The sequence below is a fragment of the Kribbella sp. NPDC048928 genome (assembly GCF_043197975.1).
Lineage (GTDB): Bacteria > Actinomycetota > Actinomycetes > Propionibacteriales > Kribbellaceae > Kribbella.
This window is the reverse complement of sequence record NZ_JBICUC010000002.1, coordinates 471,446-485,471: the sequence shown is the minus strand read 5'-3', so window position 1 is coordinate 485,471 and position 14,026 is coordinate 471,446. Positions and strand designations below refer to the sequence as shown.

14 protein-coding genes and 1 tRNA gene are annotated in these 14,026 nt (G+C 68.2%); 9 read left to right on the top strand and 6 right to left on the bottom strand.

The features are described from left to right. Positions 1-208: 208 nt before the first annotated feature. The 3 genes from ACGFI6_RS09220 to ACGFI6_RS09210 form a co-directional block, all read right to left on the bottom strand. Positions 209-1,186, bottom strand: a complete 978-nt coding sequence (locus ACGFI6_RS09220; protein ID WP_393116609.1) for an NAD(P)H-quinone oxidoreductase — start codon at positions 1,184-1,186, stop codon at positions 209-211. Positions 1,187-1,202: 16 nt separating this feature from the next. Further along, positions 1,203-2,063: a phosphotransferase family protein gene (locus ACGFI6_RS09215; RefSeq protein ID WP_393116607.1), complete on the bottom strand. Its 861-nt coding sequence runs from the start codon at positions 2,061-2,063 to the stop codon at positions 1,203-1,205. Positions 2,064-2,160: 97 nt separating this feature from the next. Further along, the gene (locus ACGFI6_RS09210; RefSeq protein WP_393116605.1) at positions 2,161-2,700 is read right to left on the bottom strand and encodes a molybdenum cofactor guanylyltransferase; all 540 of its coding nucleotides are present in this window, start codon (positions 2,698-2,700) and stop codon (positions 2,161-2,163) included. Between the two features lie 89 nt (positions 2,701-2,789). On the opposite strand from ACGFI6_RS09210, the gene ACGFI6_RS09205 reads away from it, so the two are divergent. The 5 genes from ACGFI6_RS09205 to ACGFI6_RS09185 all read left to right on the top strand — a co-directional run bounded on the left by ACGFI6_RS09205 (position 2,790) and on the right by ACGFI6_RS09185 (position 7,725). Then, a complete protein-coding gene (locus ACGFI6_RS09205; protein ID WP_393116603.1) occupies positions 2,790-3,581 on the top strand; it encodes a carbon-nitrogen hydrolase family protein in 792 nt (263 codons plus the stop codon). A 68-nt stretch (positions 3,582-3,649) separates the two neighbouring features. After that, positions 3,650-4,678 (top strand): Rv2231c family pyridoxal phosphate-dependent protein CobC, encoded by a 1,029-nt coding sequence (cobC, locus tag ACGFI6_RS09200; RefSeq protein ID WP_393116601.1) that lies wholly within the window; start codon positions 3,650-3,652, stop codon positions 4,676-4,678. Positions 4,679-4,822: 144 nt separating this feature from the next. Next, positions 4,823-5,461 (top strand): hypothetical protein, encoded by a 639-nt coding sequence (locus tag ACGFI6_RS09195; protein ID WP_393116599.1) that lies wholly within the window; start codon positions 4,823-4,825, stop codon positions 5,459-5,461. Further along, positions 5,458-6,738 (top strand): cupin domain-containing protein, encoded by a 1,281-nt coding sequence (locus ACGFI6_RS09190; protein WP_393116597.1) that lies wholly within the window; start codon positions 5,458-5,460, stop codon positions 6,736-6,738. The genes ACGFI6_RS09195 and ACGFI6_RS09190 overlap by 4 nt, the downstream gene beginning before the upstream one ends. Before the next feature lie 261 nt (positions 6,739-6,999). After that, entirely contained in the window at positions 7,000-7,725 is a 726-nt protein-coding gene (locus ACGFI6_RS09185) for a sucrase ferredoxin (protein WP_393116595.1), read from the top strand. A gap of 21 nt (positions 7,726-7,746) precedes the next feature. Here the strand turns inward: ACGFI6_RS09185 and ACGFI6_RS09180 are convergent, their stop codons facing one another. The 3 genes from ACGFI6_RS09180 to ACGFI6_RS09170 form a co-directional block, all read right to left on the bottom strand. Continuing rightward, on the bottom strand, positions 7,747-8,346 hold the full coding sequence (locus ACGFI6_RS09180; protein ID WP_393116593.1) for a gamma carbonic anhydrase family protein: 600 nt from the start codon (positions 8,344-8,346) through the stop codon (positions 7,747-7,749). A gap of 231 nt (positions 8,347-8,577) precedes the next feature. After that, entirely contained in the window at positions 8,578-9,795 is a 1,218-nt protein-coding gene (locus ACGFI6_RS09175) for an MFS transporter (protein WP_393116591.1), read from the bottom strand. Between the two features lie 73 nt (positions 9,796-9,868). Continuing rightward, positions 9,869-11,107 carry an MFS transporter gene (locus ACGFI6_RS09170; protein WP_393116589.1) on the bottom strand — a complete coding sequence of 413 codons (1,239 nt, stop codon included), beginning with the start codon at positions 11,105-11,107 and terminating at the stop codon, positions 9,869-9,871. A gap of 151 nt (positions 11,108-11,258) precedes the next feature. Here ACGFI6_RS09170 and ACGFI6_RS09165 point away from each other — a divergent pair. The 4 genes from ACGFI6_RS09165 (at position 11,259) to ACGFI6_RS09150 (ending at position 13,970) form a co-directional block, all read left to right on the top strand. Beyond that, positions 11,259-11,347: transfer RNA gene (locus ACGFI6_RS09165), tRNA-Ser, on the top strand. Between the two features lie 362 nt (positions 11,348-11,709). Continuing rightward, entirely contained in the window at positions 11,710-12,123 is a 414-nt protein-coding gene (locus tag ACGFI6_RS09160; RefSeq protein ID WP_393116587.1) for a peptidoglycan-binding protein, read from the top strand. 90 nt (positions 12,124-12,213) lie between these two features. Beyond that, a complete protein-coding gene (locus tag ACGFI6_RS09155) occupies positions 12,214-13,110 on the top strand; it encodes an aminoglycoside phosphotransferase family protein (protein WP_393116586.1) in 897 nt (298 codons plus the stop codon). Then, on the top strand, positions 12,996-13,970 hold the full coding sequence (locus ACGFI6_RS09150; RefSeq protein ID WP_393116584.1) for a methyltransferase domain-containing protein: 975 nt from the start codon (positions 12,996-12,998) through the stop codon (positions 13,968-13,970). Before ACGFI6_RS09155 ends, ACGFI6_RS09150 begins: the two co-directional genes overlap by 115 nt. Positions 13,971-14,026 lie beyond the last annotated feature (56 nt).

Genomic DNA, 14,026 nt, shown 5'->3' with positions numbered 1-14,026 from the left:
AGTATGCATACCCGGTATGCGTGCGTCAATTCCCTCCGGCCAATCGGCGCACCAAGCGGCCGGTGATCGCCGTGCCGTGTACTGGGAGCTCGCGATCGTGGAGCGCCGGCATCTCCAGCACTCACCAAGTCGGCCTGGGCGCCGCCGGCGGTCCGCTGGGCGTGGGGGTGCGGCGCCGGCGCGGGTTGGTGAGTGCTGTGGGTCCGCGTCAGGTCGTGAGCAGGACCTTGCCTAGTTGCGTGGACTGCTCGAGGGTCTCGTGGGCCTTGGCGACCTCGGCGAGCGGGAGGGTGGCGTGCACGATCGGGCGGACCTTCTTCGCCGCGATCAGCGGCCAGACGTGGCCGACGACCTCGGCGAGGATCCGGCCCTTGTCCTCGACCGACCGGAACCGCAACCCGGTCGCGATCACCGAACCGCGGCGGCTCATCAACCGGCCGAGGTCCAGCTCGCCCTTGGCGCCGCCCTGCATCCCGATCACCACCAGCCGGCCGTCGAACGCGAGCGACTTCACGTTGTCGGTCAGGTACTTCGCGCCCATGATGTCGAGGATCACGTCGGCGCCCGCGCCCTTGGTGGCCTCCTTGACCACGGACGCCCACTCGGCTTCCTTGTAGTTGATCGCGACGTCGGCGCCGAGCGACGTACAGAACTCCATCTTCTCCTTGCTGCCGACCGTGGTCAGCACCCGCGCGCCGTGCGCGACGCCGAGCTGGATCGCCATCGACCCGATGCCCGACGAACCGCCGTGCACCAGCATCGTCTCGCCGTCCTTGAGATGCGCGGTCATGAAGATGTTGGACCACACGGTCGCGACCACCTCGGGGAGCGCGGCCGCGCTGACCAGGTCCAGGCCGTCCGGCACCGGCATCACCTGCGGCGCGGGGACGACGACCTTCTCGGCGTACCCACCGCCGGCCAGGAGCGCGCAGCACTCGTCGCCGACCGACCAGCCCTCGACCTCGGCACCGACCGCCGAGATCCGGCCGGACACCTCGAGCCCGATCGTGCCGGGGGCGCCGGGCGGCGGCGGGTAGAAGCCCTGCCGTTGCAGGAGATCCGCGCGGTTCACACCGGCGGCGACGACGTCGATGACGACCTCGTCGACGGCAGGTTGCGGGTCCGGGATCTCGCCGATGCCGAGAACGTCGATCCCGCCGGCACCATCACACACGACAGCTCGCATGGTCCCCAACTTACCCTCAGGCCGTGACGAGCTTCGCCAGGTCCAGCGCGATGCTGTCCAGGTAAGTGGTCTGGTCTATCGAGCAGAACCAGTCCCATAGCTCGAGCGAGTGGTAGAGCCGGTAGAGGTCGATCCGATCCTGCGGTACGGCGCCGTACCCGTCGGTGAGACCCGCGAGTTTGTCCGGGTGATCGTGCGCCGAGTACTGGATCGTCTTCGCGAGATCGACGAGCGGATCGGCGGCGATCGCGTTCTCCACGTCGATGAATCCGTTCACCTGCCAGGTCGCCGGATCGACCAGGATGTTGCCCTCGTGGAAGTCGTTGTGGCACAGGACGGCGGCGGTGTTGTCCGCGAACAGGTGCGCGTGCTCGTCGACGTACGCCGCGATCTTGGCGTGCAGTTCGCGGTCACCGCCGAGCTGCTCGAACTCCGCGAGCTTCTTTGCGAACTGACGGCGCATGTACTGGTCGTTGTCCGGGAGCGGGTCGAGGATCTGGTCGGTGAGATAGCCGTACGCCGGTTGCTCGATCCGGTGGATCCGCTGCAGCAGCGCACCAAGCTGTGCGTACGTCGTCCGCCAGTCGGGCGGCTCGATCTCGGACAGCGGGACACCGTGGAGCTTCGAGAGGATCGTGACGCCGTCGCCGACGTGCAGGACCTGCGGGATCTGGGCGCCGAGCTCGGGTGAGAGCAGGCCGTACACGTGGACTTCCTTGGCCTGCTTCCATCGCCACTCCGGCGCGTAGACCTTCACGATCACGGACCGGTCGGTGGTCTGCACTTCGTACACCTGGCTTAGCTGGCCGCCGGTGCGCTCCGTTGTCGTGCCGGCCTTGGTGTGGAGGGCATCCTCGACGAGCTGCGCGACATCCATGCTGTTGAACTTATTTGCGGCGTCCAGCGGTTTTGGCTCGGCTGGCTTGGCTTGGCTTGGCTTGGCTTGGCTGGGTTTGGCTGGGCGTCGGGGGTCTTCAGTCGTCGAGGTCTGCCCAGGTGTCGACGTCGTCGCCGGCTCTGGTCGGGTCGGTCCAGGTCAGGTCGAGTGCGGCGAGCGTGCGGCGCACCGACTTGTCGCGGGGGTCGCCGACCTGGGCGATCGCCGCGGCGAGTGCGGTACGCCGGTACGCGGTGGCGAGCTGCTGTTCCTGGCCGGCGGTGTCGCGCAGGCCGAGGCCGTCGTGCTCGCCGACGCCGTCGACGAGGGCCCGTACGTCGGCCGCGGTGATCCACGGCAGGTCGCAGCTCACCACCACGACGACCGGTGCGGTCCCGTTCGCGAGGCCGGCTGCCAGCCCGGCCACCGGTCCGCCCGACGGCGGGTCCTCCACAGTCCAGTCGACCTTGCGGTACGTCGTACGCACCGGACCGACGACCACGGTTGACGCTGCCTCTGCTGTCGCGGTCAGCACCCGGTCGAGCAGCGTCACGCCGTCCAGGACCAGCATCGCCTTGTCCACCCCACCGAACCGGGTCGACCCACCCCCGGCCAGCACCACCGCGTCAAACTCCACCCGCTCAGTCTGGCATCCCGGTGGCCGGACGTACTGCGCCAACCCGGCCGCAGGGGTTCAAGCCGCGCGTTCTGCGGCACCATGGACAGATGAGGATTGCCGTGGTGCAGACCGCCAGCAGTTACGACAAGGCCGCCAACCGGGAGGCAGTCACGCGTCTGGTCGCGGAGGCTGCGGAGGGCCGCCCCGATCTCGTCGTCCTGCCGGAAGCGATGATGTCTGACTTCGCCGTGGCCGGGGAGTCGGTGGCGGAGGCGGCCGAGTCGCTGGACGGTGAGTTCGTGGCGACGTTGCGGAAGGCGGCTGTCGAGCACGGTGTGGCGATCGTGGCCGGCATGTTCGAGCTCAGTCACGACCAGGATCGCCCGTACAACACCCTGCTCGCGGTCGGCGCGGACGGCGTGCTGCTCGGCGCGTACCGCAAGATCCACCTGTACGACGCGTTCGGGTACCGGGAGTCCGACCAGCTGACCGCGGGCGATGTGGCGCCCGTGGCGATCCAGGTCGGCGAGCACACGCTCGGTCTGATGACCTGCTACGACCTGCGGTTCCCGGAGCTGTCCCGTGCTCTGGTCGACGCCGGTGCGGACGTACTGGTCGTACCGGCCGCGTGGGTCCGTGGACCGCTCAAGGAGCACCACTGGTCCACCCTGCTGACTGCACGTGCTGTGGAGAACACCTGCTACGTCGTGGCGGCTGCGCAGAACGGGAAGAAGTACTGCGGCCTCAGCCAGGTGCTGGACCCACAGGGCGTCGCGCTGGCCTCAGTGGGTGAGGCGGACGGACATGCCGTCGCTGAGATCACCACTGAGCGGCTGGCCGACGTACGGAAACGCAACCCGTCTCTGCAGAACCGCCGCTACTCAGTCACCCCCCGCTGAGCTGTCCAGCTGCTCAGGGTGCGGACCGGGCGGTTCCAGAAACTGGCTGACCCGTTAACCTCCAGAGCGTGCTGGATGGGTTTGATCTGGAGCATCACGGCGATCTCGAGGTCGGTGAGGGGTTGGTCGACCTCGCCGTCAATGTCCGCGCGGGCACACCGCCGCACTGGTTGCTCGACGCGATCATGGGGAGCCTGCGTGATCTGGCGGCTTACCCACGCGCGGACGCAGCGGTTGCGGCGGTCGCGGCGCGGCACAGCGTCCCGACAGACCGGGTCCTGCTGACAGCGGGCGCGGCTGAGGCGTTCGTACTGATCGCGCGGGCGTTCCGGCCGCGGCACCCGGTGGTCGTACATCCGCAGTTCACCGAGCCGGAGGCGGCGCTCCGTTCCGCCGGGCACCTGGTCGACCGGGTGCTTCTGCGGCCCGAGAACGGGTTCACGCTGGACCCGGCCGCCGTACCGAACGATGCGGATCTCGTGGTCGTTGGCAATCCCACCAATCCGACATCGGTCCTGCACCGCGCCGACGAACTGCGTGAACTCGCCCGGCCAGATCGGATCCTGGTCGTCGACGAGGCGTTCATGGATGCCGTACCGGGTGAACCCGAGTCGCTCGCCGGAGCGTCGATCCCCGGGCTGGTGGTGGTGCGGAGCCTGACCAAGACGTGGGGGCTTGCCGGGCTGCGGGTCGGGTACGTCCTCGCGAGCGCGAGCCTGATCGAACAATTGGCGGCGGTACAAGCACACTGGCCGGTGTCCACTCCTGCACTTGCCGCTGCAATTGCCTGCAGCAACGAGCATGCCGTCGCCGAGGCCGCTCAAGCCGCCCTCGATATCGAGCGACAACGTGGCCATTTGATTGACAGCCTCGGTACGGTGAATGGACTTCTCACGTACGGCGTGCCACGGGCCCCGTTCGTACTCATTCACGTGCCCGGGGCCGCCCAGGTGCGGGAATCCCTACGTTTACAAGGGTTTGCGGTCCGGCGCGGAGACACCTTTCCGGGGTTGGGACCCGACTGGTTGCGGATTGCCGTCCGGCCCGAGGACGTCACCGACGGATTTGTGAAGGTGCTGTCCGATCTGTTGCGATGAATGGTTTTTCGGCCTGCCGCGTAATCGAGTTGGCGCTGTAACGCGCCAGGGGGTTTAGCTGAGGTCGACTTTGCGCACAAGATGGCCAAGTGCCCGTTCGTATCTCCGGGCAACTATCTGGCCGTTCGCGAAGGGAGCAGCACGATGGGTCTCAATGACGATGACATGAACACCTCGTCCGGAGGTGGCGAAGGCCTGGCCGACGGTGGCGCCAACCAGGGCGGCCACGACGGCGGCGCCGACGGAGGTGCCGACGGCGGTGCGGGTGGAGGCGGCTACGGCGAGGGCTCGGGCGGCTCCGGCGGCGAGACTGCTTCCCCGGGTGGTGGCGACGGCGGCTACGGATCGGGCGGAGACTCGGGCGACTCGGGTTCTGGCGGCGGCGGGTACGGCTCCGGCGGGGACTCTGGTGACTCCGGAGATTCTGGCTCTGGCGGCGGCGGTGGCTACGGGTCCGGCGGCGACTCAGGTGACTCGGGCGACTCAGGTGACTCGGGCGACTCTGGCTCTGGTGGCGGCGGGTACGGCGGTGGCTCCGAGGGCGGTGCAGGCGGCGGCTCCGAAGGGCCCGCTGACGGTGGCGCGTCGCAGGGCTCGCAGGACGGTGGCGCCGATGGCGGTGCAGGCGGCGGTGGCGGGTACGGCTCCGGTGGCGATTCCGGTGACTCGGGCGACTCTGGCTCCGGTGGCGGCGGATACGGCGGCGGCTCCGAAGGTGGATCCGACGGAGGTGCCGATGGTGGCGCGGACGGCGGCGCCGGCGGGAACTCCGGAAACCTGTGAGTCCGGTGCCGGAGGCCTGGCCGTTCCCGCACGACCCGCAGCCCGGTGGCCGCGGGCTGCAGGACGATCGCCCGGCCCTCCGGCGCTGCGTAGCAGGTGACCTGGACGAGTTCGCCAACTCCTACTGGGGTTCTCGGGCCTTGTTGTCGCCTGGCCCCGAGCTCCCCGCGCCGTACGACGACCTGTTCAGTCTCGAAGCCGTCGACGAGCTGCTGTCCCGCCGCGGTCTACGGACTCCGTTCTTGCGGATCGCCAAGAACGGTTCGGTCGTCGGCGACAGTCAGTTCACCGGCCCGGCCGGTGCCGGGGCGGAGATCGCGGACCAGGTGCGCGACGACAAGGTCGCCGCGCTGTTCGCCGACGGTCACACCGTCGTGCTGCAGGCGCTGCATCGGACGTGGCCGGCGCTGGTCGACTTCTCCAGTCAGCTGTCTGCGGAAGCCGGGCATCCGGTGCAGATCAACGCGTACATCACCCCTGCCGAGTCGCAGGGGTTCTCCGCGCATTACGACGTACACGACGTCTTCGTCCTCCAGGTCGCGGGCGAGAAGCACTGGACGGTGCATGAGCCTGTGCACGTCGACCCACTGCGGAACCAGCCGTGGACAGGTCACGCGCGCGCCATCGAGGCAGCCGCCCGCGACAACAAGCCGGTGATCGACGCGGTACTGCGACCCGGCGATGCGCTGTACGTGCCACGCGGGTTCTTACACTCGGCCAAGGCGCTAGGTGGCGTCAGCGCGCACCTGACGGTGGGGCTGCACACGTTGACGCGGTACTTGCTTGTGCAGGAGCTGGCCGCGCTGGCTGCGGATCGGGCGGCGCTGCGTACTGCCCTGCCGCTTGGCTTCGACCCTGGTGATCCAGAGCAGCTTGCTGAGGTGCTGCCGGAGGTGGTCGAGCTCTTTGCGCAGCAGCTCCAGGCCGCGAGCCCAGACGCGTTGGCCGAGCGGCTGCGGCGTCGTACGTGGTCCGGCAACCGGCCGGCTCCACTCGCCCCGCTCGCTCATGCCGCAGCGATCAAGTCGTTGGCCGTCGGCACGACCGTACGGCTGCGCTCCGGTCTGAAGTGCCGGCTGGTGTCCGGGGATCCGCTCGTGCTGCAGCTCCCGGATCGAACAATCACCTTCCCACCCGTCACAGCCGCGGCCATCGCCGAACTCACCTCCGGCGCCGACTGCAAGGTCGGCAACCTTCCCGGCCTCGACGACGCCGACCAACTGGTCCTCGTCCGCCGCCTCCTGACCGAAGCAGTCCTAGTCACCACAACCCACTAACCCGCAGCCAAGGCAACTCCAGTAGTCGAGGTGGATCTCAGTGGTTGAGGTGTGTCCGAGTGGTTGAAGTTGGCGACCGTATCGTGAGGTGGTGTGGACCGCGGTGACGTCAGGTATCGACCGGAGACCGGCTGCGCAGCGCAGGCCGACCTCCGTCACGACTCCCTGACCGCCACAGCTCCACCCGCCGCCCGCTGGCTCCTCATCGAATCCAACGCACCCTGGCCCCGCCAAGCTCTTGCAGGCTTGACACTCGGGGACGTGCTGGCCCGCCGGTGCCGCGAGCTCGGGATCCGTCCGGTACTCATCCGGCGGTACGGACGCGTGGACCGCACTCGGCCACGCCACTGGGGCATGGTCGACTGCCGGCCGGGCCGCGAAGTCGTCCGCTGGGGCCAACTGCCGACGGACGAACATCTGCTCGATGTTCTGGCCGGCAAGGACCACGGCACCGTAAGCGGTGAGCCGGTGTACCTCGTCTGCACCCACGGGCGTCACGACGCGTGCTGCGCCGTCCGCGGACGCCCGGTCGCAGCGGCACTCGCCTCCGCGCACCCCGAACGGACGTGGGAATGCAGCCACATCGGTGGTGACCGGTTCGCCGCGAACGTTGTCGTCCTGCCACACGGGCTGTTCTACGGGCACGTCCCGCCGACCCGCGCCCTCGAACTCGCGCGCCAGTACGACCAGGGTGTCGTCGTACCCGATCTCCTCCGTGGATCAGGTGCGTTCGTCCCGCCCGTCCAGGCAGCACAGCACTTCGCTCGTGCAGCCGGTCATTCACTTGCCGTTGGCAACCTCCTTCCACAGCAGGTCCAAGCGCTCTCCGACGACCGCTGGCGAATCCTCCTCGCATCCACCAACGGCCCGATCACCGTCGAGGTCTCGGCACACCTCGACACCGTCGACGCCCGCCTGACCTGCGCCGGTCCCGCACCCACCCAAGTCCGAGCCTTCAACCTCCATACTCTGACGTCTACACCCTGACCTGCTCAGGGTTCTGGCGGTTCACGCGGGGTCGACTGGACGGTCCTCGCTGTGTGCGCCGTAGTACGCGGACTGGCGGGCCATCAGGTCGCGCATCGAGGTACCGCGCGGAACGCCGTACACCGTGCCGGGAAAGTCCAGCTCACGTTGGACCTGCCACAGCTCCTCGTGCCGGTCCGGTGCGAAGAGCTGGGCCGGGTCGCCGGCGGCGATCCACCCGATCGGGAGAACCGTGCCTGCTTCCAGGCGTGAGTTCACGTGCAGCACGCTGTTGATCCGGAGCTCCGCGCCAGCGCCGGCGACGGAACCGGGGAACAACGCGGCGCCCGTGGCGATGAAGACCTCGTCCTCGACCGTGGCGCCGTTCACGTGTGCATGGGGACCTACCAGGACCGCGTCGCCGAGCACTGCTGGATGGTCCGCCCGGCCGCGCACCAGAGCGTTCTCCATCACCACACTGTTCTCGCCGAGTCGGATCTCGCCGTTCTCCGCTGTCAGCACCGCACCGTGCAGGACCCTGCTGCCTTCGCCAAGGACGACGGCGCCGCAGAGCACGGCCGATGGGGCGACGTACGCGGATGACGGCACGACCGGTCGGCGGCCGCGGTGTTCGATCAGCATTTTGTCGGTGTCCTCTCCTAGCCTGACCTCCTCGATCGAGTACCCGAAAGTGCGTGCGGACTCTCCACTGCCCGGGTCCTCACAACCCGGGCGGCGGTGTCCTCCGGGCCGTCCACGTCGAGGTGGGAGGCTCGGTCCGGGGACAATCCGGGGTGGAGAACCGAACTGAGCCAACATTAGAACAGGTGTTCGATCGAATGCAAAGCATGCTGACGGGTCAGGAAATCGCCCTCAGATCCGCTCCGCGCTCAGCCGCGGCGCGACCCGCGCCAGCACGTAGATCGTCAGGCTCGCCACCAGCGCGAGCACAGCGAGCGCCAACCACGGCAGCTCGTGATGCACCTCGAACAGCTGCGCGAAGAACGCCGGCGCCAGCACGCTCGAGAACGTGAACGAGTACTGCCAGTACGACAGGTACTTGCCGCGCCCGATCTCCGGCGCGATCACGGCTGACAGCGCATTGTTGGTCGCCGCATGCAGTACGTCGGCGAACGCGTAGCAGGCAGTAGCCAGTACGAGGACCGGCACGACCCACCCGGCGGGGATGTGGATCTGCAGCGCCATCAGTAGCGCCCAGGCGGCGTACGTGATGCCCGCAATCACCATGACGCTCGTACGACGCCGCTGCTCGGTGTGACGTACCACGAGCGTCTGACCGGTCGCCAGCACCACAGAGGTCCCTGCAATCAGTACGCCGACCAGCCACTTGGGCACAGTCAGCGCCTCCGTGACGTACACCGGTACGCCCACGCCGAGCATCATCGTGCACAGTGCGAGCAGCGTGTTCGCACCGATCAGCACCAGGAACGGCCTGTCCTTACGCAGCAGCGGCGCGGGGCCGGTGTCCTGCTGGGTGCGCTCGTGGTGTGACGGGTGGAGCCGCAGGAGCAGCAGACCGGCGAGGTAGAAGGACACGGCGTTCACTGCCATAGCTATCAGGAACGGTCCGTTGCCCCCGATCGCCAGCAGCCAGCCGGCCACCAGCGCACCGAGGGCCAGACCGCCGGCCTGCATCATCCCGCCGAGCCCGAACCACTTGTCCCGCTCGCCCTCGTCGGCCACGTCCGCGAGCAGACTGAAGATCGCGGACCAGAACACCCGCTGCCCGGTCGCCATCACGAGCGAGCACAGGAACAGCAGCCACATTGAGCGTCCGAAGAAGAAGCCGGTGAACGCCACCCCCTGCGCGAACTGCGCCGCCACGACGATGTTCCGTGGGCCGACGCGATCGATCACCACCCCGACCGCGGCCGGAGCGGCGATGGAGAACAGGGTCGCGACGGTCAGCATCACCCCGGCGGTTCCGAGGGGGATGTCGGCGACCTTGTTGAAGTAGAGGAGCATGAGCGGCCCTGCACATCCGCCGCCGAACGAGTCGATCGCCAGACCGGCCAGCAGCGGTACCCGGCCGCGGACGTTCGGGAGGCCGAGTGAGGTGGCTGCGGGCATGGCGGAGCGCTCCTATCTTCATCTCGGCGGCTGGCGAACACTAGCAAGCGCTTGCTGGCCGTTCCAGCCGATATCAGTCCGGTGCGGGCACCCGCCGTACCGCAATGTTGCGGAGTGGGCGCCAGACGACCAGCGTCATCACCACCATTGCGACGAAGGCGATCGCGAACGGTGCCGCCAGACCGAACCGTTGCGCCAGTACGCCCCCGAGCGCAGAGCCGACCGCAGCACCGCCAACGGAGGCCAGCAGGTACACGCTGTTGACCCGGCCCATCAGGTTGGCCGGTGTGACCAGCTGCCGCGTTGTGGTCGACACGATGCCCCACACCACCGCGTGTACGCCGAACACGGCCATGGTCGCGCCGGCGACCCACGGGTTCCTGGTGAGCGCCAGGACGAGGTGGACGACTGTCTCGATGATCAGACCGGCCCGCAGCAGCGTCACCGGGCCGACGCGCGGCTCAAGGAAGTGGTACGTCGGCATACCGGCCACACCACCCACAGCACCGACAGCCACGAGCAGACCGAACTGGGTCTCGCTCAGCCCGAGCCGCTCGCGCGCGAACAGCACCCAGGTCGCGAACGCGGCGCAGAACGTGATGTTCATGACCAGAATCGACAGGGCCAACGTCCGTACGCCGGAGTGCTGCCACAGCCATCGCACGCCTTCACGCACGTCGTGCAACAGCGCTGCCCGCGTAGACGGGTCCGGCAACGGCGGACGTACGGCGACACGGGCGACCAGGGTCGCCGCCGCAGCGAACGTGACCGCATCGAAGACGAGAGGTATGCCGGCGCCCGCGGCGAACAGGAGCGCGCCCAGCGGCGGCCCGCCGAGCTGCTGGAGGACGGTGCCGCTGGCAAACAGCCGGGCGTTCGCTTTGCCGAGGTGTTCCTTCGGTACCGCGCTGACGAGCAGTGCGCCGGACGCGTTGTCGGCAAGGGTCTCCGCAGTACCTAGCAAGAAGAGGGCGGTGTAGACGGCCCAGAGCGGTGCGGTGTCGAGCAGTACGGCGACACCCAGGGCGACCAGCACCAGTGCGCGGAAGGTGTCAGCGGCAACGATCATCAGGCGCCGGTCGAGCCGGTCGACAAGTACGCCGCTGAACAGCGCGAACAGCAGCCAGGGCAACTGCTGAATGAACGCGGCCGCACCCACGGCGGCCGGCTGAGTGGTGATCGACGCAACGAGCAGCGGACCGGCGGCGGCCATCGCACCGTCGCCGAGGTTCGAGATGATCGAAGCCGGGAAGATCCGGCGGAAGTCCGGCCCGAGCTCCGGCGGAGCGACGTACGCGCCAAGCGACGGCATCTGAACTCCTGGCATCACGAACGACGGGACACCGCCCACACCCTCGACGGCGATCCGCCGATGCGCAGACCCTACCGGCCAGTCCCCACCACCGCACTCCGTTTCCACCCACCCCGCCTGCGCTATCCTCAACCTTCGGCGGCTACCGCCAGGAGGGTTCGCATAGTGGCCGAGTGCGCTGGTCTTGAAAACCGGTATGGCGGGTGACCGTCATCGTGGGTTCGAATCCCACACCCTCCGCTCACCACACCCTCCGCTCACATCCTGGGTAATGTGGCGCCGAGCTGCAGAAACACAGCGCTGCGGGTTGTTGCTGATGATGTCCGGCTGTGTCCGGGGCCGATCGGTCAGTTTCGGTTCTCCGTGCAGAGTGCGTGCAATGGATTCCCTATGTTCCAGCCCTCGTGACTGCGGCGCGATGGCGCGCTGTCCGGCATGCCGTTGGCGGTTCCTAGAGCCGGGTTCGACCTCCAGTGCCGCAGTGCACACTGCCCGAACTCTCACCCGCGCATCAGTACGGGCGCAGTACGGGCAGAGCTACGGCAGCGGCGAATCTTATCCTCAGCCGCTGAGGTAGAAAGTTTCCGCGGAGAGGAATTTACATGCGCAAGAAGCTCGCTGGCATTCTGCTCGCCACCGCCGTCCTGTTCGGCGGTTCCGTCGTCGCCGGATCGGCGTCGGCCGCCGCCGCGCCCTGCCGGCAGAACGTATACGGTCCGGGCGGCACCGGCACCTGTGTGAAGGCCATCCAGAGTCTCGCCAACGTGCTGTCCATCAGCAACTCCGGCCGCCGCGAGGCAGGCCCGATCGCCATCGACAGTATCTACGGCGACCAGACGAAGAACGCCATCACCAAGATCCAGCGCGCCGCCCGCGCCGCGAACCACCCGAACACCAAGGTCGACGGCTGGGTCGGCGCCCAGACCTGGACGATCCTCTGCTATTACGGCGCCTTCTGGGGCCACGATACCAAGGCCCGAGACGCCTACCACTGGGCCAAGTCCTACGCCTGCTGACGAACCCGCGCACCGCTGCCGGGCTTGGCGGCGGTCGCAATGCGATCTGTCTCGACACGACTGCCGGCGGGGGTCGCTAGGTTGGCGGGTATGGGGCTTGAGATTCCTGAGCAGGTTCGCAGGACGGTTGTGGCTGACGGGGATGAAGCATGGCTGGATGGGTTGCCGGGGGTGGTCGACTCGTTGGCTCGGGAGTGGGGTCTGGTGATTGGGGCCAGCCTTGAGGGCGGGCATGCTGCGTTGGCGGTTGAGGTGACGCGCGTTGACGGGACTCCGGCGGTGCTGAAGGTTGGTGTGCCGAGTCGGGACGTCGGGCCTGAGGCGGTGGCGTTGCGGCTCGCGAACGGTCGGGGATGCGCTGAGTTGTTGGTCGAGGACCTCGGTCGACAGGCGCTTCTGCTGGAGCGTCTTGGGGCTCCTATGTACGAACTCGTGGCTGACCCGGCTAGCCGTCACGGCTTGTTGTGCGACGTGGCTGCTCGGCTGTGGCGTTCGGTCGGGACTGAGGTCGACCTTCCGACCGGTGCGGATTTGGCTGAGCAGTACGCCGATCGGTTGCCGGGGCTCTGGGAGGAGGCAGGGCGACCGTGTTCGCCGGCCACTGTGGCGGACGCGCTGAGCTGTATGAGTCGTCGGCGCGATGCGTACGACGATCGGTCCGCGGTGCTCGTGCACGGCGATATCCACGAGTTGAACGCCCTGCAGGCGAGTGACGGCAGCTACAAGCTCATCGATCCGGCCGGGCTGCGGGCCGAGCCGGCGTGCGATCTCGGCACCATCGTGCGGTGCAATCCGGGCCTCGGCGATGATCTCCGGGCGCGGACCGAGAGGCTGGCGTCCCGTACGGGCGTGGATCCCACCGCCATCTGGGAATGGGGAACCATCCACCGAGTCTTCAGCGGCGTCTACGCCACCAGCATCGGCTTCCAACCCTTCGGCGAACAACTCCTAACCGAAGCCGACCGCCTGTCGCGGGCCCAAGGCTGAGGTCGGGGTTGGCGCCTGTGGTGGGCTTGAACTGGGGCCGCCGCGAGGGGCTTCGTGGGCATACTGGTTGGGTGAATCGCTATCTGTTGGAGAATCGGCGGCCGGAGGCGGGGGAGCGCTTTGCGGCGTTGGCGGAGTTGTTTGATCCGTGGACGTTTCGGCACCTCGAGGGGGTTGGGCTTGGTGAGGGGTGGCGGTGCTGGGAGGTTGGGGCCGGCGGGGTCTCGGTGGTGCGTGGTTTGGCGGAGCGGGTGGGGAGCACCGGGCGCGTGCTGGCTACGGACATCGACGTGTCGTGGGCCGAGGCTGCGGCGGGAGGTGTGCTCGAGGTACGTCGGCACGACGTGATCAGCGATCCACCGCCGGCGGAGACGTTTGATCTGGTCCATGCGCGGCTCGTGCTGGTCCATCTGAAGGATCGCGCGGCGGCGCTGCGAGTCATGATCGATGCGCTCCGGCCGGGCGGATGGCTGGTGATCGAGGACGGGGATCCGGCCCTGCAACCGCTCGCCTGCCCGGACGAACGCGGGCCCGCGGAGGCGCTGGCGAACCGGCTGCGGAGCCGGATGCGAACGCTGATGGTCGAGCGGGGCGCGGATCTCTCGTACGGTCGTACGCTGCCTCGATTGCTGCGTGAGTCGGACCTCACGGATGTTGCTGCCGAGGCGTACTTCCCCGTGGGGGCACCCGCGTGCGCGGTGCTCGAGGCGGCGACGGTCCTGCACGTACGCGACCAACTGCTTGCTGCGGAGCTGGCGACGCCCGAGGAGATCGAGACGCATCTCTCCAACCTCGCGCACAGCGACCTGGACCTCATGCTCGCACCGATGATCACCGCCTGGGGCCGCAAACCCACCTGAGCCTGGCGGGCAGTTGGCTCGTTTGGGGTGGGGAGAAATGGCAGGCGGTGGGGCGT